Source organism: Streptomyces lucensis JCM 4490 (assembly GCF_014650035.1).
GTDB classification, from domain to species: Bacteria; Actinomycetota; Actinomycetes; order Streptomycetales; family Streptomycetaceae; genus Streptomyces; species Streptomyces lucensis.
This window is the reverse complement of the sequence record NZ_BMUE01000008.1, coordinates 230,892-253,230: the sequence shown is the minus strand read 5'-3', so window position 1 is coordinate 253,230 and position 22,339 is coordinate 230,892. Positions and strand designations below refer to the sequence as shown.

Here is a 22,339-nt window from a genome sequence, read left to right as displayed (position 1 = left end):
GACCAGCAGATCACCAATCTTTCGCCGCCCCACACTGCCAACTCACACACACCAGGCACCGGGCACCGGAAAGCCTGCCCAGGTCCAGGCGCCGCACCGTGCCGGGACAGGGTCGCCGGGGCACCGAGCCGACCTGACGTGCCGTCTGCCGGCGACGCCCCAACCTCCTGCAGCCGTCCAGTGCGACGTCCGGTGTGCACTGGTTGTGCTCTGGAGCGGCGGGTACCTGCAGCGGCATGGGATCTTTGGGTTCGCCGGTGTTGCTGGCGTTGTTCGTGGCCAGCGCTGCTGTCATCTGGTTCGCGGGTATCAAGCTGTCGGACACCACCGATGTGCTCGCAGAACGGCTCGGGCTGGGCGGCGCGCTGGGTGGTCTGATTCTGCTGGCGATCGCGACGAACCTTCCTGAAATCGCGATCACGGCGAGTGCGGCGATGGCCGGCCAGCTCGACGTCGCGGTCGGCAACATCCTGGGCGGCATCGCCATCCAGACCGTCGTCCTGGCGGTCCTGGACGCGGCCGGGGTCCGCCCGCGCGCCCCGCTGACCCGGCTCGCGGCCAGTCTGCAGCTGGTACTTGAAGGGGCGATGGTGGTCGTCGTCCTGGCCGTGGTCGTGATGGGTACCCAACTCTCCCCGGACCTGCACGCTGCCCGCCTGGCGCCCGCTTCGGTGGCGATCACGATCCTGTGGGTGGTCGGTCTGATCCTGCTCAACCGGGCCGGCCGGGGCCTGCCGTGGCGAGAGGGCGGCGACGCCCCCGACAGCCAGCCGGAACCGCGTGGTCATTCCAAGGGCAAGAAGGAGAAGGCCGCCAGCGACAAGGGCGTGAGCTCCGCGCGCGCCGGGCTCATATTCGGTGTGTCCGCGCTGGCCACGCTCGTGGCCGGTGTCGTGATCGAGCGCAGCGGGGAGGAGTTCTTCGCCCGCCAGGGCCTGAGCGGTGTGCTGTTCGGCGCGACCGTGCTGGCGGCGGCCACCTCTCTGCCGGAGGTCAGCACCGGGCTGACCTCCACGAAGCTGGGTGACTATCAGCTCGCCATCAGCGACATCTTCGGCGGCAACGCCTTTCTGCCCGTGCTGTTCCTGCTCGCCACCGTCATATCCGGCAAGCCGGTCCTTCCGGCCGCGCACGACACCGACATCTACCTCACCGCGCTCGGGATCATCCTGACGGTGGTCTACATGGCGGGGCTGATCTTCCGGCCGCGCCGCCAGTACGCGCGCATGGGCGTCGACAGTATCGCCGCGGTGGTCATCTATCTCATCGGCATCGCCGGGCTGGCCACCATCGCCGCCTGACCGCGAGGTGTCCCTCGGCTCATGTCAGGCGGCGTCGTCAGGCGTTGGCCGGGTGCGGCGCGGGCACCCGGCCACGGTCGTCTGCCGTGAGGGAGTCCTGGACCGTGGACTCCGTGACCTGCCTGCTGCTGCCGGTCGTGGCCGTGCCGCCAGCCCGCTCGAGTCACCGCCACATGCGCAGCGCCAGCTGCGGCAGGCGCCTGACCAGCCAGGCGCTGAGCAGCCCGATGGCGGCACCGGCGGCGACGTCACTTGGGTAGTGGGCGCCTGACTGCACCCGTTCCACGGCCACCAGGGCGGCCGGCGCCGCGCAGACCGTCCCGGCCAGCGGCCACGAGGGGGCGACCGCTGCGGTGAACGCCACCGCTGCCGCGGTGTGCCCGGAGGGGAACGACGAGGAATCCGGCCGGTCCTCGACCTCGTCGTGGGGGATCCATTCCCTGGGTGGGCGCGGCCTGTCGTTGACCTGCTTGCACACGCCGTTCGAAACCAGCTGCGCCAGGGTGAGAGCCGCCAGGCCCGCCACCGCCGCCTTACGTCCTCTCCATCCGCCGGCCCAGACCATCGCCGCGGCGGCACCGCACCACAACTTGGTGCCTTCCGCCGTTTCCTCCACCGCCGACAGCGTGCGGTGAAGCGCAGGCTTTCGCCAGGAAGCCATCCGTATGGTCAGACGACGGTCCATCTCGCGCACTGTGACCAGCAAACTCATGACCTGCTGATATCCCGCACTCACAAGATCACGCGTGTCCGGAGTCCCCCGACCGGCGTGTGGGCGCGGGCTTCAACGGGGTGCCTGGGGGCACGTTGCAAGCCATGACGACCACGGGCGATAGCTACCACTACCTCACCCATGGGATGGGCTCGATGATCACGTTGAACTCACCGGGCGAAGCGAGGGATGTGAAGTCTCACCGAGGCTGGCCGGAAGGCTTTGTGGCAGCTGAATGGCCGGGGTGGCTCGCCGAATTGTCCCGGATATGACCGCAGGAGACTGGATGAACAGCGTGAACTCTGTGCAAATGGCTCGTGGCGCGCTAGCGGCAGCCCTTCCGACATGGCTGCTGGTGGTGATCGTCGTGCTGCTTCTGGGGGTGGTCGTCGTCCGTCTGCGCAGAAAATGAACGAAACAGTTGCTCGAACTGGTGCCGCGCACCGCCGACCTACCGTTGGCCGGTGAGGCAGTCGCCCGCTGTCGTCCTGGCGTACGACTACGCAGACGCAGCAGGAGGGTGACGCGGAGGAGGCCGGTGCCGTCGACGGTGATGCCGGGCCCGGGGGTCTCGGAACTCGTGGCGTTCATCGGCGGTAGGCGGTGGCCGCGACGGCGGGCAGGAGGGCGAGGGAGAGGATGCCGCCGGTGAGGGCGAGGGCAGGGTAGCTGGTGACGGCGACCATGATGCCGGAGGTCATGCCGCCGGTGGCGCCGGCGACGGCGATGGAGACGTCGACCATGCCTTGGGTACTGGCGCGGGTGGCGAGTGGCACGGTGTCGGTGATGATCGCGGTGCCGGCCACGAGGCCGAAGTTCCAGCCCAGCCCCAGCAGGGCCAGGGCGAGCGCGAGGAGCGCCACGGAGTCGCCGGGCGCGGCGGCCGCGAGGATGCCGGCGGCCAGGAGGGTGGTGCCCGAGGCGGCGGCGATCTTCATGCGGCCATAGCGGTCGACGAGCCATCCGGTGAGCGGGGAGGGCAGGTACATGGCGCCGATGTGGACGGCGATCACGAGGCCGGACGCGGCGGTGCCATGGCCGTGGTCGTGCATGTGGACCGGCGTCATCGTCATGATCGCCACCATGACGAGCTGGGTGAGGACCATGACCAGGGCGCCGAGGACCACGCCGCCACGACCCTCGCCGGCGGCTTCGGCGTCGGCGCCGGCGTCGGCCGCTCCGGCCGCGGCGCCGGCTTCCTCGGCCCGGGCGACGGTGCGGGCCAGGAGCAGGGGGTCGGGCTGCAGCCGGAGGGCGAGGACGAACGCGGCCAGCGCGTAGGCGGCGCCGGAAAGGATGAACGGGCCGGCGAGGTTCGGGATGCCGAGGTGCTCCGCGAAGGTGCCGGCCGGGGCTGCGAGGTTGGGTCCGGCGACACCGCCGAGGGTGGTGGCGACGAGGACGGTGGAGACGTCGCGGGCGCGGTGGCCGGGGGCGGCGAGGTCGGCTCCGGCGTAGCGGGCCTGGAGGTTGGTGGCGGAGCCGGCGCCGTAGACGAACAGGGCAGTGAACAGCAGGACGGGGTTGTCCAGGACGGCGGCCGTGATGACGCCGGCTGATCCGACTGCGCCGGTGAGGTAGCCGGTCGCGAGGCCGGGGCGGCGGCCGCGGGCCTGGGAGATGCGGCCGACGACGACGGCGGCGATCGCGGATCCGGTGGTGAACAGGGCGCTGGGCAGTCCGGCGAGGCTGGTGGTGCCGAGCATGTCCTGGGCGAGGAGGGCACCGACGGTGACGCCGGCCGCGAGACCCGCGCCGCTGAGGATCTGAGAGGCGACCAGGACGCGCAGGATGCGGCGCTGGGCCTCGGCGGGGTCGGATATCCGGGCCGTCGTGTCGGCGGATGCGGTGCTGGTCATGTTCCCTTCCGGAGCAGGGACGCAGGCGTGGTGGCGCATCGGCCCCGGTGCAGCTCGGTCGATTGCGGGCCGGTGCGCGCGGAGGCGGTGGGTCAGTCGGCGTGCGCCCGGGCGAGGGCGGCGATCGGGCGTCGGCATCGCGGCGCCCACGTGCGTGGGCGCTGCGGGTGGACAGTCTGTGAGTGGTGGTCTCGGTCCTGCCTTCCCTGGCTGTTCGTCGGGTTGCTCGTGGTCGGGCCGGCCGGCCCGGTCACTGCGCGGAAGCCGCCCGGATGAGGGCCGCTGCCGCCGTCTCGATGTCCTCGGCCGTGGTCCAGCGGCCCAGGGACAGCCGCAGCGCGCCGAGCGCGCGGGTCTCGTCGAGGCCCATGGCGGTCAGCACGGGGGAGGGGGTGTGGTTGCCGCTGTGGCAGGCCGATCCGGTCGAGGCCGCGATCTGTCCGGCGGCAGCGAGGAGCTCGTGCCCGAGGACACCGTCGACGCTGACGTTCAGGGTGTTCGGCAGGCGGTTCTTCTCCGGGCCGTTGAGACGCACACGGCCGGGCAGGCTGTCGGTGAGCCGCTCGTGGAGGTCGTCGCGCAGGGCCGCGATGCGGGCCGGGCTGCCGGCGGCTAGGTCGGCGGCCGCGAGCCGTGCGGCGGTGCCGAGTGCGACGGCCAGGGCGGCGTTCTCCGTGCCCGCACGCAGGCCGTGCTCCTGCCCGCCGCCGTAGACGACCGGCTCCAGCCGCACCCCGTCGCGTACGAAGAGGGCGGCGGCGCCCTTCGGCGCGTACATCTTGTGCCCCACGATCGTGAGCAGGTCCACGCCCAGGTCGCCGACATCGAGACGGATCCTGCCCACCGCCTGTGCCCCGTCGCAGTGGAACAGTGCCCCGCGCGCGTGGGTGAGCGAAGCGAGTTCCCTGATCGGCTGGAGGACGCCGGTCTCGTTGTTCGCCGCCATCACCGACACCAGTACCGTGTCCTCGCTGAGGGCAGTGTCCAGGGCGGTCGGCTCGACGAGCCCGTGGCCGTCGACCGGCAGCACGGTCACCCGCGCGCCGTGCAGCCGCTCAAGGGCCCGGCACGTCTCCAGGACGGCCGGATGCTCGGTGACCTGGGTGATCACATGCGGGTGCGGCCGGCCGGAGGCCAACACCGCCCCTCGCAGGGCGAGCAGGTCGGCTTCGGATCCGGACCCGGTGAACACGATCTCGCCTGGCCCGGCGCCGATCAGGCCCGCGACCTGGGCGCGGGCCGCGGCGAGCGCCTGCCGCGGCTCCTGGGAGAAGGGGTGGCTGCTGGAGGGGTTGCCGAAGAACTCGGTCAGGTACGGCAGCATCGCCTCGGCGACGCGTGGGTCGACCGGGGTGGTGGCGTTGTAGTCCAGGTAGACCGGTCCGCCGGCCAGTCCCGGATGCGGCGGGGGGTCGCCGCCACGGCCCTTCACGTCAGGTCCGAGGCGTCGACGGACAGTTCCGACAGGCGCCACTCCAGCACGCCGTCGTGGAGGCGGATCGCGCGGCGGCCGTGGCCGGTCAGCAGTCGTACCGCGTAGTGGGCCAGGACGCAGTACTCGCCGCGGCAGTGGACGACGATCTCCAGGTCCTCGGGCAGTTCGCCGATCCGGTCGGCGAGTTCCTCGACCGGAAGGGAGCCGGCGCCGGGGATGTGCCCGGCCCGGTACTCGTCGACCGGCCGTACGTCGAGTACGACGACGTCCCCGGCGGCGCTGCGGACCCGGGGCTCCTCACGGCTGAACCCGGCGGTGGCCAGGTTCAGCCCGGCCGCCTTCGCCGGCGCGTCGACGGTGCGCTCGCCCTGGGCCAGCACGTCCAGGGGCTCCAAACGCCTTCCGCCGGCCAGCGCCTTGCCGCTGGCCGCGAACGCGTCGTGCGGCCGCGCCTTCGCCGCACTCCTCGCGCTCTCCGGCATGGCTTCCTCCACGAATCCGTGGACTACGGTATTCGAGTCCGGTGGGTGTGGCCACGGGCCCACGTTCAGCGCCCACCTGCTCGACTCGGCGACAGCCGCAGCCAGCCATGGGCGCCGGCGCCGGAAGCGGTCGTTGCACAGCACGCCCCTGCCGGCCGACGTCGACCACCGGCGGGTGTCGTTCTCGCCGGGAGGTGCCGCTGGTCGGTACGCGGTCCAAGGCTGGGTGCGTCAGGCGGGCGGCAGAGCCGCCTGGGGCCGCCCGCCGTCCGGGCGACGGCGCGGTGCAAGGGAAGCAAGGTCGCAACGACGAGGACGCCGAAGACGGTGATGGGCGACAGCCGGAGCAGGTACACCGCGAGCACCCATCTCGCCCACAACGGCCTTCTGCTCCATCGTCCTCGCGGCTCGGACCCCACCGGGCCACCCTAGACGGCCGGCGTGATCGAGGGATCGAGGACCGGTACGTCAGCCGCCGATCACCCCGCCCTCTGAGGCGCGGACGGCGGCCTCGCCGCGCTGGATGCCCTGTGCCGGCTCGCAGCACTGTGTGTCACGGAGTCGGTGGCGGCTGGGGTGAGCGTGTGCCACCGGGGCGGGACGGCCCCGGCACCGTTGAGTCGTGCCGCTGCTCGCGCGCGTAGCGGCGGGCCAGGGCGTGGAAGGCTTCCTTCGGCTCCCAGTGCCAGCCGGAGGCGGGGTCGAACGGGCGGTCCTGGACGGTCTTGGTGATCGAGTAGCTCGCCATGTCCAGGTCGTGCAGCGGGTCGCCGGGCCGGTGCGGGGCGTCGGGAGTCACGAACTCGAACGCCATCGCCGCGTACAGGCCCAACGACGAGAAGACGTCGAGGAGTCGCATGAGGTACGTGGCTTGGGCGCGCTCGCTGCGGACCAGGTGGCCCTTGATCTCTTCGGGATCCTTGTCGCGGTCGACGATGTCCCAGCCCATGCCGGCGGTCTCGGGCGCGCCGACGTAGGCGCAGGTGCCGAACTCGGTGATGGCCAGCGGCTTGCCCCACCGCAAGTGACGTCGCAACTCCCGCACGTGGTCCGCTCGATCGGGAAAGGAGGAGTAGTAGTCGATGCCGACGATGTCGAAGAGCCGCCAGTCGACCTCGTCGTCCTGGGCCGCGGCATAGCTCAGCCGGCCGTGGAACACGGAACGGCCGACCGCCGCGGCCTTCGCCGTGAACCGGTTGAGGCGACGCTGCACCGCGGCGGGGTCCACATGCCCCTCCTCCAGATTGCGGATCCGTTCGAAGATGTCGGCGCCGGGCACGATGCCCGGCACGAACAACCGGAACTCGCAGCCCACGCTCAGCTCCACGGCGGCGCCCTGCCGGCGCAGCCCTTCCGTGAACCGGCCGGTCTCGGCGAGGTGTTCGAGGATGTCGTGCTCGGGCATATCACCAAGCGTCGGCTGGAGCCAGACGCGCAGACCCCGTTCCGCGGCCTCGGCGGCCGTGGCCGTGAGACGTTCGACGCCGTCACCGGTGACGTCCACCGTGTCGGCGTGCAACCGGTCACGGATCACCCGGATGTCCCGCCGCATCCGGGCCGTGCTGAACGCCGTACCCGGCGTCTCGCCCGCGCCGACGGTGTAGACGACGCCGCGGTGCCGCGGTTGGGGCCGCGTCTCGGCCGCCCAGGAGGCACTCGTCGGGAGCACGGCAGCGGCCAGTCCGGCGGAGGCCATGCCGGCGAGGAACCGGGCTCGCGTGGACCTCCGGCTCATGTGCGTACGATCATCAGGCTTCTGCATGGGGCCAGCCTGCGGGGCCCCGCAGAACGGCGCCGTCCGTCGACGGTCTGCGGTACGGGGGCGAAGGTCTGCGACCCGGCATCCCGAAGATGGTGATCGAGCAGCGAAAGTCACACGTGACGAGGTCCGTCCGGATGCGCGCGAGGAGGAGCCGCTGCCGCGCCGAACCGCCCGGCAACGGGCGAAGCCGTCGCTGCGGCTCCTGCGCCCGCTCCTGAGACCCACTCCTCCGTCCGTTCGTGTGTTTCCCGGGAACCGCTACTGCGACCGGCGGCGGGACGACCTCACCAGCCAAGGCGCGGATGCCGTCCATGCACCGAGCCGGAGCTGCTGTTGCTCCTGACCGTCGCCGGTAGGCTGCAAGCGTGCGCACGGTCGAAGTACTGCTGGATGAGGCGGCGGATCTGGCGGTCCGGGAGGCCTGGCGGCGGCTCGCGGACGCCGGGCTGCCCAGTCAGGCGCGCCACCGCTCACCCACCAACAGCCCGCACCTCACCCTGGCCGCCTGCCCGGAGCTGACCGCCCCGATTCGCTGGGAGCTCGCGGAGGTGGCCGCCACCCTGCCGCTGCCGACGCGGTTCCTCGGCGTGGTCCGCTTTGAGCGGCCCACCTCGGTGCTGGCCTGGGCGCTGGACCATGACGCCGCGCTGGCCGCGTTGCAGCGCCGGGTGTGGGAGGCGGTGGCCTCGGACAGCCCACCCGAGACCCTCAACCCGTTCCACGAACCTGAGCGCTGGAGCCCGCACATCACCCTCGGCCGGACCCGGCGGGCCGGTGCCTTCGCCGGCCGGAGGGTTCCCGAACTGCTGCCGGCGCCGCCTCTGTCGGTCCGGCTCATCACCCTGCGCAGCTTCGACACCGAGACCGGCGCCCTGGAGGTGCTGGGGCCCCGCCCATGAGACGCCCACCGACGTCGACCGGTCAGCACCCGCCGAACCCGTAGCCCGGCCGCCGTGCCGGTGGGTACCCCACGCGGTTCAGCGCATACGATCTCGGGCAATCGCACGATGGACCGGCCCACGCCACCCGACCGGGAGGCTGCCTGAGATGCTCATTGACGAGCGGCGGTCGGAAATCATCCGCAACGTCAGAGGTGGGGCAACGCCTCGCGGCCACCAGCGAATGCACGGCGTGGCGAGGCGGCGGCTAAACGATCGCCAATGGCGGTAATCGATCGTTGAAGGCGTTGGAGGATACGCGTAGGGTGCGGTGTCGTGCGCACACCAATCTGGAGACCAACAGCCCTCGGGAAGCTTCGGTGGCCTACACATCGCCTCTCCACGCGATCCTTGAGCGTCTGGAAACTCTCATCCAGGCGCGAGGCCTGAGCAGCTCGGACCTGTACCCCCCCCCGAGAACTGGCCGGCGCGACAGCACTCCCCGAAAACACCGTGCGCACCCTGCTGCGGGGAGACGAGCCGCCCGCGGACACCGTCAACGAGAGGGTTCGCACCCGCGTCAAAGCCCTTGCGGACGCCCACATGGCGCACACAGGCGCGCGAATGTCGGAAGTCGCGGCCAGTGTCTCCCGGCAGTTGGACGTCTCCGCTTTCTGGGCACGGCAGGTGTGCTCCGGAACGAAGGTGCCCAGCATCGAGCTCCTGCACGGCTTGATGGAACGTACTCGAAGCGACGCTGAGAGCGCTGCTCGAGATCGATGACAGAGAAGAGCCCCAGTGAGTACCAGTCCTAGGGCGATGCGACGACTCAGCGCCCGACTCGTCGAGCACTTGCCGGCATCAGCCGAAGCCGAGGGAATCATCCCGTCCATAGGTCACGCCCTCAGTGAATTGCGTGGCAGAGAGGTCCGGTTACGCAGCGCGGCATTTCCGCCCATGACGGCGAGCGGTCTCTGGGTGGACCGTACCCGCCACGACCTGATCGTGTACGAGGCGAACACCGGCCAAGAGCACCAGCTCGTGATCATCGGTCACGAGGCGTGGCACATGTTCAACGGCCACTGCGGCAGCGCCACCCACCACGGACCCGCAGCGCAGCGGACTGGAGCAGCAGCGGAACAAGCCGTACACAGAGAGCTCATCGCTGTCATCGCACAGTGCGACACCGACACCGACACCGAAATGCCTCGCACCGAACTGATGGACGCTGATCTTCACTTCGCCGCTCGCGCACAGGCACGCAAGGTCGATGAAGAACTTGAGGCGGAGCACTTCGGCGTCCGGTTCGCCACCGACGTTCAAGCCGCGTTGCATGACGTCGGTTCCACCACCGGCCAGCAGAATCTGGCCGGACGCATCCAGGCCTCCATGGCGCACCGCTTCCACCGGATATGAGAGTGCTCCTGAAGGCCGTCTGCCAGACCCGAGGAGAGAAAACGTGTCATCCGGTCCCAGCAGTCTCGGCTTCTACGTCACCGGGACCCTGCTGTTGCTGGCATGCGCCATGAAACTCCCGGCGCTGGTCCGAAGACGGCACGACACTCTCTTACAGGCGGCATGCCTGCTTCTCTTCTCCGCTGCCTGCCTGATGCTTCTGGCGGCGCCGGAGTCCATCGTCGCCATCAACCGGCTCACCCGGATCCCCAACGCCACAGCTCCGCTCGTCTACGCCATGACGACCGCCTTCTCCGGGGCGACACTCGTACTCATCGTCAACTGGCGATCGTCACGGGAGCAGACACGGCGCATCACGCGCCTGGTCGCGGGCGCCTACAGCCTCACCATCATCGCGATCCTCGTCCTCTTCTGGGCCGGGGACGCATCCGTGGAGCAAGTCACGCTGTTCGACGCCTACTACGCCGGCACGCCGTACATCAGAGAGATGATCGTCACCTACTTGGTGGCGCAGGCTGTGGCCATGACGGCCGCCAGCACGCTGTGCTGGCGCTGGTCCGCGAAGGTACGGGGCTCACTCCGGGCAGGGCTGCGTATTCTCGCCCCTGCGTACCTGTTCATCGTCTCCTACGACCTCATCAGACTGGTCGCGGTCGCGGGCCGCTGGTCAGGCAGGAACTGGGACTTCCTCATCGGCGAGGTGTCCCCTCAGCTCGCCGTTCCCTCATCAGTCCTCGGAGCAGCCGGATTCGCCCTGCCCCTCGCCGGTCCGCGCCTGGCGGCAACCGCGCGTGCCTTACGGCAGCTGAAGCAACTCGCACCGCTGTGGAAGGCCCTTGAGCATGTGCCCACACCCGGCGCGATCCGCGTGCCGCTGCCATGGTGGCGGACGCCGCCGACGGTACTTCTCACCGGGCGCAGAACCGCACTGCACGACGCGATCCTCGCTCTGGCGCCGTACTGCGACCCCGCCGTCCACCAGGCCGCCTACAGCGCCGATCTGCGCCACGGCAGCCAAGAGTCCCGCGCCGCAGTCGCCGCGAACGCGGCCATGATCCTCGTCGCTCGGGAGCGGCAACGCACCGCACCGGAAGAAGTACGTGACACCTCGCACGCCTCGACCTGGCGCTCAGATGATCTGGTGCACCTGTCGCAGGCACTCGCCTCGCCCGTCGTCCAGCGCGTCTGTGAACAGTACGGGCCACCACGGAGAACCACCTCACCGTGAGTGATTCTCTGCGTCATCGAACCAAACGCGCTGTTGCCGCGGGGTGTGACAGCGCCGCCCATGAACCTCCGCCTGGGCAGCCAGGGGCATCGTCGCTCCTCGGCGTCGGCCGGCCAACACGTTTCCTGAACCGCTTCGGCAGCAGCGGCCGTGCGGGGCCGGCCGCGTCGAAGTCGCACAGGCGGCCCGGGCATGCTCAGTGGTCGCTTGCGTGCGGGTGCACGGGGCGTGGCAGCGGCTGACGCCAGTCACCCATCTCCGTGAGGAGGAACCGGCGGGCGAGAGAGCGTATTGCGTCCCACGCCGCATCTTCGACCAGGGCGTCGGCCCACAGGCCCGAGCGGCAGCCGGCCTCGATCTCGCCGAGGCGACGGCCTGCAGATCGCGCCGGCTCCTGGGTTCGAAGACGCCACGCTGCGCGAGTCCTTCGGAAAGGCGACAGAGGAACTGCACCTCTTCGACGACGGACTCGGTCTCCAGTTCGCGCTCGCCCAGCCAGGCAAGCTGATCCTGGGTGCCGGCGGCGAGGAGGGCCATCCATCGCAGCGTCCAGGTGCGCAGCTTCGCGTCGCCGGGATGGTTCACACATACAGGATCGCACCTGGAGCCAGGTGCCAGGCCCGGCACCGGGGCGTTGGGCGCGGACGGACGCCCTCGCCGGGGCTCACGTCACGGCCTGCTCACCGCGCACTCGCACCGTGAACTTGACATGGGCCCCTGCCTTTCATCATGGTTTCACTACTTGATTAGTGAAAGGGGGTTGCGGTGATCGAGTACCGGATCGACCGGCGGACCGGCGTAGCCACCTACTTGCAGATCGTCCAGCAGACGAAGCAGGCCCTGAGGTTGGGCCTGCTCGAACCGGGTGACCGGCTCCCCACGGCCCGCGAGGTCGTCGAGGCGACCGCCATCAACCCGAACACCGTGTTGAAGGCCTATCGCGAGCTGGAGCGCGAGGGCCTGGTGGAGGCACGACGCGGCCAAGGGACGTTCGTGCGGAAGTCGCTTGGAGCGGCAGCGGCTCAGTCGCCGCTCGCCGGTGAGCTGGCCGACTGGATGAGACGGGCCCGCACGGGTGGGCTGGCTCGCGAGGACGTCGCCGCACTGTTCAACTCCGCTCTTGAGCGGGAGTTCACCGAGGGAGAGCAATGAGCAAGGAACCAGTTGCGCTCGAGGGGCGAGGGCTCGTGATGCGCTACGGCCGCCGCCGCGATCCGGTCCTGCGGGACTGCTCCTTCCGGCTGCCCGCCGGTCGGATATGCGCACTGATCGGCCCGAACGGCGCCGGCAAGTCCACCCTGCTGGCGCTGGCGGCGGGAATGCTCCGCCCGACGCAGGGGACGGTGCGGGCGCTCGGGGCCAGCCCGGCCGAGTCCCGGTCGCGGATCGGTTACGCGGCGCAGACCCGTCCGCTGTATCCGCAGCTCACCGTGGCGGCCACGCTCCGGTTGGGGGCCGAGCTCAACCCGGGGCGCTGGGACCAGGAGGTCGCGGAACGCGTCGCGTTCGGCACCGACCTGGATCCGAGTGCCAGGATCCGTACCCTCTCCGGGGGACAGCGCACCCGAGTCGCCCTCGCGCTGGCCCTTGGAAAACGCGCCGAACTGCTGCTGCTGGACGAGCCGATGGCGGACCTGGATCCGGTCGCTCGTCACCAGCTGATGGGCGCCCTGTTGGCCGTCGCCGTCGAGCACGGCACCAGCGTCGTCATGTCCTCCCACGTCCTCGCCGAACTGGAGGGCGCCTGTGACCACCTGCTGCTGCTCGGCAGGGGGCAGATCAGGCTCGCCGGGGACAGCGAGGACGTACTGACCGCGCACGCCCGCCTCACCGGCGCCTCGCCCGACTTCGCGCCGCACACCGTCGTGGAGTCCGGCACGACCGGCCGCGGCCATACCGCGCTGGTGCGCCCGCAGGGTCCGGTCGATGCGACGACGTGGCTGGTCGAGCAGCCCTCCATGGAGGAGCTGATCCTGGCCCATCTGCGCAACCCCGGTGCTCCCGCCCTGTTCACGGGGAGCGCCTCGCCCGCACCGAGCCAGGAGGCAGCCGCATGACCACTCTCTCGTACTCCCCACGCCACGGCCTGATCCGTGCGGTGTTGCGCCTGCACCGGGTGCCGCTGTGGGTCTGGACGATGATGGTCATCGCCGGAGCGAGCGGGCTGGTCTGGCTTCATCAGCTGGGGCAGGAGCCCGCCCTGTACGGCGAGTCCTGTGGTGCCACCGGGCTACTGCAGTGCGCCACAGAGCTGCGCTATGGCAGTACTGAACTCCGGTCCGCCCAGCTCGTCGCCTGGCTGCCGTGCGGCATCGCCGCCTGCGCAGGCGCCGCGCTGATCGGCCGGGAACTGGAACACGGCACCGCCGCCCTGGCGTGGTCGCAGTCCGTGTCCCCGGCCCGCTGGCTCGCCGCGAAGCTGGCCGTCCCGGCGGTGGCGCTCCTCGGCGGTACGGCCGCGCTGACCCTGATGTTCCGGTGGGTGTGGGTGTCCGGTCCCGACGGCGGGGTCAACCGGTGGAACAGCGAGTACTTCCACGCCGCCGGCTCAGTGGGTCCGGTGTACGTCCTGCTCGGACTGGCGCTCGGTGCACTGGCGGCGCTGCTCACGCGGCGCACCCTTCCCGCGACGGGCCTGGCCCTCACCGGCATGGCGCTGGCATACACCCTGGGGGACCAGGCCCGGTCTTCGCTCTGGCCGGCGAGCGAGGTGCGAGGCCCGTGGGGCCCCGCCCTCAACCAGGTCGATCAGCTCGAGGCCGGGATGATCACGAAGTCCGGTGAGCACGTCAGCGGTCTCGCCTGCGGCGACCAAGCCGTGCCCGGCGACCTCGCTGCGTGCTTGTCGAATCACGGGGCGGTCGACTTCTACGCGAAGGTCCACCCGACCTCGCACTACTGGCCGATCCAACTGGTCGAGACCGGCGTCGTCCTGACCCTGGCAACCGCCGTGGTGGCAGCCGCGTTCTGGGTGCTGCGGCGCAGCCTCCCCTGACCGCCCGTTCTGGGCGCAAGCTCCTGACCGGCTGCGCCCAGAGCCTGCCTCAAGCCGACGTGCGGATCGTTCCGGCAGCCTGAGCGAAAGGCCAACGGATACTTGCCGGATGGATGCTTCAGAAGCTTCTTGGGTCAACACCACCCACGATTGGGCCGGCACCGTGGACGCGGACCATCTCGGTCAAATCCGCCGGAGCCCCGCAGAGTTCGCTCCGGGAGGGCCCGGACACCTTGTTCTCGAGGTCGTTGCCTATGCCGCTGACGAGGCAGGCAGCAGGGGCGGCGGACGATGTGTGGTCACGCTGCATCCCGATGGCTCGGTGTCGGTGAAGGATGACGGCCGGGGCACCGACACCCGGCTCGACGAGCGTGGCCGGACGGTGAAGAAGCCGGTCATGGCCACGAAAGACCTTCGGTTCTTCGAGCACCCGGAGGCGGAACGGCTTCCGGACGGACATCCGCGTCGCGGCATGTCCGTCGTCGCAGCGCTCAGCGAGTGGCTGATTCATACCAACCGCCGCATCAACGGATCCTGGAGCCAGCGCTACGAGAACGGCGTCCCGGTGACCGGACTGGTGCCCGTCGCGACCGACGGGACCACAGGGACCTGCGTCCGCTTCCTGCCGGACGAGGCCCTTCGTTCGCGGTGGCCGTTGACCGCGAGCGATCTGGCGCGGTGGTCGGAGCACTGGCCCGACCTGACTGCCCGCCTCGACGATCAGCGCGACAGCAGGGACCGGCCAGGCCTGTGACCACGGTAGCGGCAGGACCGAGCCGCTACCAGCCGTAACGCTCCTCGGGCCGGTTCTCACCCAGAGATTCTTCGCTCCCTGTCAGCCCGGGCACGTACGCTGTCCCCAAGAGTTGATCAAGGAGCAGGCCAGTGCGGATAGAGCGTCATCAGGTGGGCGAAGCAGTCGTGTCGGCTGGACGCGAGGACTTCACGAACCGGATCGGGGGTCTGGTGCGTTCCATGTCACGGGCCGGCCGGCTGGCCACCTACGAATGGCAGTCGGTCGCCGACGAGTTCCTCGGCTACCTCGGCGCTCTCTCGGTCGAGACGCCCGACCTCGACACGCCGGAAGCCAGGGCCGCCCTCAAAGACGCCTCCGAAGCCGCGGCCGGCGCCGTCTCCTACGCCGCGTACCACCCGCACTGCAGCTTCCAGGTCTTTCTGGAGTACGTGAACTTCGGCATGAGCTACGACCCGGGTGAGGATGCCCCGGAGGAGAGCGTCACGCCGGGGGAGTGGATCGACGCGCTCTGCCTTGCGCTGCTGAGGAACAAGGCGAAGTGGCACGGCGAGGCTTTCCACTTCGCCCGCGACAAGTTCGCCGCGCAGGTGCAGGGAGCCCCCACCGGCGAGCTCGCCACCGGATTGATGGCCGTGGTCCTGGACGACACCGGCAACGACGACGAGTACCCGCCGAGCGCGCAGGCCAAGCTCGCCGCCGTCGACGCGGCCCTGGACCGTATCGCCACCCGCGCAAAGGAGACCGGCGAGCCGCTCCTGGACCTGCCCGACGCCGTGGCGCTGCGCACGCTGCGCGCCCTCACCGCCGAGGACCGGGAGGCGTTCGACGCGGCGCTGTCCGACCTCCTGGTCAGGCACTCCGTCCTGCACGGCCCCTCGGCCTCCCCGAGCAGCCTCCTCCCGCTGGTTCCCATCGCCCTCGCCGCGCTGGCGTACCGCACCCTGGGCTGGACGCCTGCCGTTCAGACCGACTACCTTCCGCACGCCCTGATCACCGGCTTCGGGACCAGAGGCCCCCGGGTCTCCGGGTTCGGCCGTAACCGGCGACCGGACGCGGTCGGCGCACTCGCCGCCGGCCCGCTGGTGGTCGAGCGGCCGGACTGCGAGCGGACCGTGCACCCGCGGACCGAGGCCATGTACGAGGAACACGTCCAGGAGGCGTTCACCGCCGCCGACGGCGAGCCCCTCGCCGTCTGGCGGCTCGGCAGCGTCATGGGCGATCAGGAGCGCCTGTTCAAGTGGCGCGCGGGGGATCCCTGCGGCGTCACGGACGTCCAGCTCTCCAACCTCCGGCTGGCCTCCCGGGCGGGGGCGGCCCTTTTCCGCATTGCGCTCGCGGAACCGGGCACCGAGGTCGAGGTGACCATCGACGGCAGAACGCTGCGCTACCCGGCGGAGCGGGCCGAGGAAGCCGGCGCCGGAAACTGGCAGACGGCCGTCGCCCTCGCCCTCATCACCGGTGCACGCGAGGACCTCGCCCCGCTGGTCCTCACCGGCCCCGCCTTCGCCGGCCCGGACGGCTCCGCCTTCAGTGCCTACCGCCAAGCCCTCCACGCCTACCTGAAGGGCACCGACCCCGAGCCGGCCGCGCAGCGAGCGCTGGAGCAGGCGGAGAAGGCCAAGGACTGGGGCTTCGCCATGCCGCCGGCCGTGCTGCTGTCGCAACTCGTGGAGGGCGATGAGGAGAGCTTCAACCTGGCCCTGGCCGACGCGCTCGAGACCCACCGCGACTACTACCTGGTCGCCGACCGCGCCGACGATCCGGACGCCTGCATCAACCTCGACATCCTCGCCCTGGCCTGTCACGCGCGCCGTCGCGGCTGGGCCATCCGCGTCGAGTCCCCCTACCTTCCGCCGAGTCTGCTGCGCGCTGCCCAACCCTTCCAGTAGTCCAGGTCGGCGTCGTGACCTTGCCGCCGGGGACGACCAGAGCCTGCCCGGCCGCTGTCGTTCACCCGCCACCATCACATCCGGGGCGGCTTCCTCTCCCCGAAGAGCCAGGTGCCGAAGAGACCGGTCAGGTCCTTCCCGGACTTCTCCTCGCACAGGGCGATGAACTGCCGGGTGTCGGCGTTGCCATACCGGTGCTCCCGGGTCCAGGTACGGAGTATGCCGAAGAAGGTCTTGTCGCCGACGGCGTTACGCACCTTGTGCATGACCATGGCGCCACGTCCGTAGACGGGCGGGTCGGAGACGCGCCCCGCGCTCGGCGGATCGGCCGGCGGGAAGGCCCAGATGCCCTTGCTCTCGTCATCCGTGCCGTCATAGAAGTCCTCGAAGATCTCGTCGGTGCTCCTGCCACCGTGCCCCTCCTCCCAGAGCCACTCCGCGTAAGTGGCCAGGCCCTCGCTGAGCCACATGTCCTTCCACCGGCGCGGGGTGACGGAGTTGCCGAACCACTGGTGTGCCAACTCGTGCACGATCAGCGCCTCGTCCGGAGCCTCGTCGAAGTAGGGCTTGGTCTGGGTCTCCAGTGCGTAGTCGAGCCCGGGCAGGTGGTCGACGACGGCACCGGTCGAGGAGAAGGGGTAGGGACCGAAGCGTTCGCTTGCCCAGTCGACGATCCTGGGCAGCACGTCAGGGACGTCGGCGGCGGCGTCGGACTCGTCGGGGTCGATGGCGACGTAGACGGGCAGGTCGTCGTCCGTCCAGCCCTTGTGGATCTCGAAATAGCCGACGGAGACGTGGGCTAGGTAACTGGCCATGGGCTCATCGGTGCGCCAGTGCCGGGTCACCGTCTCACCCTTGTCCTTCTCCGTGATCAGCCTGCCGTTGCTGACCACGTCGTAGGGGTCGCCGTCCTCGTCCTTGGGCACGGTCACCGTCATGTCGTATGTGGCCTTGTCCGACGGGTGGTGGTTGCCCGGGAACCAGGTCATGGAGCCGGTCGGCTCCCCCAGGGCCGTCGAGCCGTCATCGGTCTCAATCCAGCCTTCCAGCCCTCCGTCGTCGCCCTTGAGCGTGCGTGGGATGCCGTCGTAGGTGACGACCGTCTTGAAGACGTCACCGTTTCCCACCGCCTTCGCCGGTGTCACGAGCACTTCGTCGTCCCTGCGCGCGACTTGGGCCTTCGCTCCTTGCACGGTGGCGGTACGCACCCGCAGTCCCGACAGATCGAGATCGAAGCGGCTAAGGTCCTGGGTGGCCCGTGCCGTGATGACGGCCGTGCCCTTCAACCGGTTGGTCTCGGGCACGTAGTCCAGCGTCAGCCCGTAATGCACCACGTCGTAGCCACCGTTGCCGAGCGTGGGGAACAGCCGGTCGCCCACTCCCGCTGCTCCAGGCCTCGCGGCAGCGGCGGCACCGCCACCCACCGCGGAGCCGGTGCAGGACGTCGTCATGGCGGCCAGGAGCAGTGCCGTGGCCGGAGCCCAGCACTTCGCTGCAAGAGGTTTCATCCCGAGTCTCCCATCAATCAAGGACGCGAGACGTCAGAACGCGTTCGGCGCATATTGGTTGCGTAGAGGTTGGTAAAGCTCTGGAAGGCTGAGCCGGTGCCCGTAAACCCTTGACCGGGTGCCGCTTCGACGGAGGATGGGGGAAGGGAGCGGGCCTGCGCGGTGAAGTGCGGCCCTCTCTGAACAATTCCAGCAGTAAGGAGCGTTTCTTCCGATGACCGCACAGCCCGCACGCCCTGAGCGCAGCGGTGGCGGGACCGCCTCGGTCCTGGACGTCGTGCCGTTCAAGCCTTCTCTCGTCAAAGCGGTGTTCCGGGACGTGACCCCGATGCACGTCTCTCGGTCGGCCGTGTGGGCCGCCGCGTCGGTGACGCGGACAGTGCTGACGGAGATCATCGACGGCGCGAGGAGAGCGGCGGCGGAGGAGGCCCGGAAGAAGCTGAATCCCGGGGACCTACTCTCGGCGATCGAGCGGAACGTCGAGCTCGAGGTGGGGGACAAGTGGTACGACCACAGCCCGACGTTTCGAGGCCTGACCGGTGTCCTGTACGACGCCGACGGCGTCATCGTGCCCTCTCGCAAGCGCGGCAGGTCGCGCAAACCGAGCGCTGTGGTCGGCGCCCACAGGTTCGAGGCCGGGGTCAAGAAGCTGCTGCGGAGCCAGGGAGCGACGGCCGCCCCGGCGATGGTCCGCGACCTGGACGGAATAGCGAGCGTGTTCCTGACGGACCTCGCCCGGGACGCGGCCATGGTCGTCCGCGAGGGCGGGGTCAGACGTTTCGGTACGGTCACCCCAGTGACGCCGGGCGAACCGGGCCCGCCCCCGTTCCTCGAGGAATACCCCCGGGTCCCGTCCGCCCACAGGGTGGGCGGGCGGACCATCGGCAGGGATGACGTCCTGGCCGCCACCACGATTCAGTTGTTCGGCGGCGACCTCAGGCAGCGAGCCCTCACCGAAGCACGCGAGGCGACACGGAACACTTCGGCCGGCTGAGCGGGTGTGACCAACATCCCCGCCTCACCCTTCTGCTCCCGCAGACGCGCCGAATGAGATGGCCTCTCAGGAGCGGATGAGCGTGTGGGCTTGCTCGATCCACCCCGACACGGCCTTGGCACCGCAGCTCTCGGCGACCGACCGGGCCTCGTCGAGGTGGCGGAACGCCGCCGACGAGTCGCCGGTTTCGGCCGCGAGGTAGGCCAGCGCCACCAGACCGGCCGCTTCCCCCGGCCTGAAACCGATCTCCCGGCGCAGTGTCACCGATTCGGTCAGTCGCTCGCGGGCCTGGTCGAAGTGGCCTGCGTCCCTGTCCGCGAAGCCGAGGTGGCGAATGGCGTAGGACATCGTCATCCGGTCGCCCACGGACTTCGCCAGCTTGTACGACCTCTCGAAGTACGGCCTACCGGTGGCGCCGTCGCCCTTGACCACCTGATGCCAGCAGCCGATCCAGAACAACGCGTCCGCCTCGCCCGACACGTCCCCCAGGCGCCCGTACAACTCGGCCGCGCGCTCGAACAGCACCAGCTCCTGGCCGTTCTCCTCGCGGTCGTTCAGGAAGCGCACGTGCAGTACCTTGCCGCGCGCCATGCAAAGCGGCGCCTCGACCGCGTCCAGCACGTCATCGGACCGCTCCAGAGCGGACGTGTCCCCGCCGAACATCGCCGCTTCGAACAGCTCTCCCGTGCGTTCGATCCAGTCCTGCCCCTGCATACCGCAACTCCTCCCCGTTGGATCGTCTCCGCCTTGAGCGGGATCACACAATCGTCCCCCAGTGACGAGGAGCGTACCTATGGCAGCTCATGCTTTTCGTTCATGAGGCTGAGTTCTTCAGGAGTGAACTGCGGGCCGGCAAGCTGCGGACGCAGCGGACCCACGAGCGCCGACAGCACCACGCTGGGCCGTAGGAGCGAGGTGGGAGGAGCCTCGAGTGTCAGGACGTCAGTCAGTGCAGTCGCAACGCGGAACGAGCCCGTCGCGGTGAGCGAGAGACGGCTGACGTAGCGTTGAAGGAGCCGGTCGGCGACGTTCGGCCGCTTCCCGGTCGTGGTGGAGAAGTGGATGTCCTGCCCGATGGCCAGAGCCCACGCCACGTCGACGGGGCGGGCGATCATTCGTTGGGCACGCCGGGCCAGGCCCGGTGCCAGTCCGTCGCCCAGCAGGTCGCGCAGGGCCAGAGCGCCTTGGGCGATGACCGAAATACCGTGCCCGTAAAGGGGGTTGAAGGCCGCGACCGAGTCTCCCAGTGCCACCAGCCCCTCAGGCCAGACTTTGAGCCGCTCGTAGTAGTAGCGGCGGTTGGCCGTACTGTGAGTGACGGTGACATCGGTGAGCGGCTGAGCGTTCTCGAGGAGATCGGCAATGACAGGGTGTCGCAGGGTGCGTGCGAAGCGCTCGAACGCGTCGGCGTCCCGGGTGGGATGACCTCCGGGCGCGCCCATCAAGCTCACGTGCCAGCGGTCGCCCTCGATCGGCAAGATACCCCCCGCGCTCGCGGGCCCAGGCAAACGCGAGTCGGCCTGAACACTGATCACGGGCCAGTTTCGATTGGGGACGGGAGCACGGTACATGCGGCTGGCGTAGACCAGACCGGAATCTATGTGGTCCTCGGCCAGTCCAACGACTCCCAGTTCGGCGAGCCAGGTTGGTGTGCGAGATGCCCGGCCGGAGGCGTCTATCACCAGGTCGGCAGGCAGCTCCGTCTCAGCCTGGCCGGCTTCATGGATTCGTACACCGGTGATCTGGCGCCTGTTCCCGAGCAATCCGACGACTTTGGTCCGTCTGCGTACGTTGACCCTGGGGTCCTTGAGGACCCGCTCCCGTACGATGTGGTCCGTCAGATCCCTACTCGCGGCCATCAGGTGGTGAGTGGTGCGCTGCCAGCGGCGGTACCACCCTTCGGGTGAGTAGACGACCATGTTCGTGGTCACCGGTATGCGGTGAGCCCCCGCGGCCAGCAGCTGGTCGATGGTGCCGGGCAGAAGACTCTCGATCGCGCTGAGACCACCTGATTGCAGAAGGTGGATATGCACTGCCTGGGGGACGCCGACGCGCGGCGCACTTCCCTCAGGCAGGTCGTGGGCCTCGATGATCTCAACGGTCTTGACCTGGTCCTTGATGGCGGCCGCGGCGAGCATTCCGGCCATGCTGCCGCCGATGATGACGGCGCGGGCGGAGCTGTGCGGGTAGGCCTGACTCATGAGCAGTTGCTTTCTGTAGGGGCATCAGAGCGCGTGCAGTGGTCTTCGCATACGGGTGAAGGAAGTTGTCGCTTCAACGCGGCAAATTCATGGCGGCGTCCCCGCCGGCGGTAGCCGAGATCTCGTCCTCACCACTGCGGAGCGCTGCCTGATAGCCGCCCGCATCGCGCGCGGTGGGATCGCAGCGGCAGTCGGCGTGAACGTCTGCGCGCACTGGCGTGCCTGCGGTCAGGTCGCCCACAGCCCAAGCCTCAGCACGGCCGCGGACAGGAGCGGAACAGGGGCGCGTGGCCGGGGGAGAAGGTGTCACCTCCCTCGACCTCGAAGAGGTCGACTAAGCCGTCGGGAAGTTGGACACCAACGACCTTGTCGTCGGCCCCGCATTGAACGGCCGGAAGACAGAAGTGCTCAACCGTCGGGAAGCACTGCCGGCGGCGTCCTTCATCCGCGGACCTGTATGCGCCAAACGGAGGCCTGCCATGGATGTGACGTGAGGCGCGCCCCGTTCGTTGCCCGATCGAGCAGCGGCGTGGACTCCACTGACTGGCTCCCAGAGATCGCAGGATTTGTTGCAACGCACACGGCACCTTACGTGTTCCGGTCTCAGCTCAACGATCGTTTACCAGCCAAAAATGATCGCTGACGGGCCGCCAGCTAGAACCGATAGGTGAAGAACGACCTGGCCCACGAAGGCCAGCGTGTTCAGCCGTAGGCCGGAGCACCTTCCAGCGGCGAACGGTCGCGGTAATACTCCCAGTCCAACCATCGCGCGCCACCCCCTCCAGCCGGCCCAGGCGTCCGCCCCAGTCCAACGGCCGCGGCGAAACCGCACGTGTCTAACCCTCTCGATGCAGGGGCTTTCAGTGACTTGGGGCTGGGCTGCACTCCCTCTTGCTGCCCGCGCCGCCACCTGCCACCTGCG

The 22,339-nt window shown here is 69.6% G+C and carries 19 protein-coding genes and 1 pseudogene; 11 read left to right on the top strand and 9 right to left on the bottom strand.

Going from position 1 to position 22,339, the window contains the following annotated elements; genetic code table 11:
* Window positions 1–236 precede the first annotated feature (236 nt).
* Window positions 237–1,301 (top strand): calcium:cation antiporter family protein, encoded by a 1,065-nt coding sequence (locus IE177_RS20230; protein ID WP_190016736.1) that lies wholly within the window; start codon window positions 237–239, stop codon window positions 1,299–1,301.
* Between the two features lie 163 nt (window positions 1,302–1,464).
* Here IE177_RS20230 and IE177_RS20225 read toward each other — a convergent pair whose 3' ends face one another.
* The gene (locus IE177_RS20225; RefSeq protein WP_190016735.1) at window positions 1,465–2,013 is read right to left on the bottom strand and encodes a phosphatase PAP2 family protein; all 549 of its coding nucleotides are present in this window, start codon (window positions 2,011–2,013) and stop codon (window positions 1,465–1,467) included.
* A gap of 286 nt (window positions 2,014–2,299) precedes the next feature.
* Here IE177_RS20225 and IE177_RS35475 point away from each other — a divergent pair, with 286 nt between their 5' ends.
* Complete coding sequence (locus IE177_RS35475; protein WP_268253177.1) at window positions 2,300–2,425, top strand: hypothetical protein; 126 nt, start codon at window positions 2,300–2,302, stop codon at window positions 2,423–2,425.
* 175 nt (window positions 2,426–2,600) lie between these two features.
* Here IE177_RS35475 and IE177_RS20220 read toward each other — a convergent pair whose 3' ends face one another.
* The 4 genes from IE177_RS20220 to IE177_RS20205 form a co-directional block, all read right to left on the bottom strand.
* Entirely contained in the window at window positions 2,601–3,872 is a 1,272-nt protein-coding gene (locus tag IE177_RS20220) for an MFS transporter (protein WP_190016734.1), read from the bottom strand.
* 250 nt (window positions 3,873–4,122) lie between these two features.
* On the bottom strand, window positions 4,123–5,304 hold the full coding sequence (locus IE177_RS20215) for a cysteine desulfurase family protein (RefSeq protein ID WP_190016733.1): 1,182 nt from the start codon (window positions 5,302–5,304) through the stop codon (window positions 4,123–4,125).
* Window positions 5,301–5,789, bottom strand: a complete 489-nt coding sequence (locus IE177_RS20210; protein WP_190016732.1) for a rhodanese-like domain-containing protein — start codon at window positions 5,787–5,789, stop codon at window positions 5,301–5,303. The genes IE177_RS20215 and IE177_RS20210 overlap by 4 nt, the downstream gene beginning before the upstream one ends.
* Window positions 5,790–6,342: 553 nt before the next feature.
* Complete coding sequence (locus IE177_RS20205) at window positions 6,343–7,524, bottom strand: glycoside hydrolase family 113 protein (RefSeq protein WP_229816169.1); 1,182 nt, start codon at window positions 7,522–7,524, stop codon at window positions 6,343–6,345.
* Window positions 7,525–7,916: 392 nt separating this feature from the next.
* Here IE177_RS20205 and IE177_RS20200 point away from each other — a divergent pair, with 392 nt between their 5' ends.
* The 8 genes and pseudogenes from IE177_RS20200 to IE177_RS20165 all read left to right on the top strand — a co-directional run bounded on the left by IE177_RS20200 (window position 7,917) and on the right by IE177_RS20165 (window position 16,714).
* Window positions 7,917–8,450 (top strand): 2'-5' RNA ligase family protein, encoded by a 534-nt coding sequence (locus IE177_RS20200; protein ID WP_190016731.1) that lies wholly within the window; start codon window positions 7,917–7,919, stop codon window positions 8,448–8,450.
* A gap of 798 nt (window positions 8,451–9,248) precedes the next feature.
* Window positions 9,249–9,845, top strand: coding sequence for a toxin-antitoxin system, toxin component (locus IE177_RS20195; protein ID WP_190016730.1), 597 nt, complete (start codon window positions 9,249–9,251; stop codon window positions 9,843–9,845).
* A gap of 43 nt (window positions 9,846–9,888) precedes the next feature.
* On the top strand, window positions 9,889–11,073 hold the full coding sequence (locus tag IE177_RS20190; protein WP_190016729.1) for an MAB_1171c family putative transporter: 1,185 nt from the start codon (window positions 9,889–9,891) through the stop codon (window positions 11,071–11,073).
* A gap of 765 nt (window positions 11,074–11,838) precedes the next feature.
* A complete protein-coding gene (locus IE177_RS20185; RefSeq protein WP_190016728.1) occupies window positions 11,839–12,225 on the top strand; it encodes a GntR family transcriptional regulator in 387 nt (128 codons plus the stop codon).
* Window positions 12,222–12,723: pseudogene (locus IE177_RS35895) on the top strand (ATP-binding cassette domain-containing protein); the annotation flags it as partial. The gene IE177_RS20185 and the pseudogene IE177_RS35895, both read left to right, overlap by 4 nt.
* Before the next feature lie 403 nt (window positions 12,724–13,126).
* Complete coding sequence (locus IE177_RS20175) at window positions 13,127–14,068, top strand: ABC-2 membrane transporter-related protein (protein ID WP_190016726.1); 942 nt, start codon at window positions 13,127–13,129, stop codon at window positions 14,066–14,068.
* 109 nt (window positions 14,069–14,177) lie between these two features.
* On the top strand, window positions 14,178–14,822 hold the full coding sequence (locus IE177_RS20170; RefSeq protein WP_190016725.1) for an ATP-binding protein: 645 nt from the start codon (window positions 14,178–14,180) through the stop codon (window positions 14,820–14,822).
* A gap of 152 nt (window positions 14,823–14,974) precedes the next feature.
* A complete protein-coding gene (locus IE177_RS20165; RefSeq protein WP_190016724.1) occupies window positions 14,975–16,714 on the top strand; it encodes an immunity 49 family protein in 1,740 nt (579 codons plus the stop codon).
* Between the two features lie 74 nt (window positions 16,715–16,788).
* Here the strand turns inward: IE177_RS20165 and IE177_RS20160 are convergent, their stop codons facing one another.
* Window positions 16,789–18,222 (bottom strand): M1 family metallopeptidase, encoded by a 1,434-nt coding sequence (locus IE177_RS20160; protein WP_190016723.1) that lies wholly within the window; start codon window positions 18,220–18,222, stop codon window positions 16,789–16,791.
* Between the two features lie 214 nt (window positions 18,223–18,436).
* Here IE177_RS20160 and IE177_RS20155 point away from each other — a divergent pair, with 214 nt between their 5' ends.
* On the top strand, window positions 18,437–19,216 hold the full coding sequence (locus IE177_RS20155; protein WP_190016722.1) for a hypothetical protein: 780 nt from the start codon (window positions 18,437–18,439) through the stop codon (window positions 19,214–19,216).
* 66 nt (window positions 19,217–19,282) lie between these two features.
* Here IE177_RS20155 and IE177_RS20150 read toward each other — a convergent pair whose 3' ends face one another.
* The 3 genes from IE177_RS20150 to IE177_RS20140 form a co-directional block, all read right to left on the bottom strand.
* A complete protein-coding gene (locus IE177_RS20150; RefSeq protein WP_190016721.1) occupies window positions 19,283–19,930 on the bottom strand; it encodes a tetratricopeptide repeat protein in 648 nt (215 codons plus the stop codon).
* Window positions 19,931–20,007: 77 nt separating this feature from the next.
* Window positions 20,008–21,417, bottom strand: coding sequence for an NAD(P)/FAD-dependent oxidoreductase (locus IE177_RS20145; protein WP_190016720.1), 1,410 nt, complete (start codon window positions 21,415–21,417; stop codon window positions 20,008–20,010).
* 73 nt (window positions 21,418–21,490) lie between these two features.
* Window positions 21,491–21,658 carry a hypothetical protein gene (locus tag IE177_RS20140; protein ID WP_190016719.1) on the bottom strand — a complete coding sequence of 56 codons (168 nt, stop codon included), beginning with the start codon at window positions 21,656–21,658 and terminating at the stop codon, window positions 21,491–21,493.
* Window positions 21,659–22,339 lie beyond the last annotated feature (681 nt).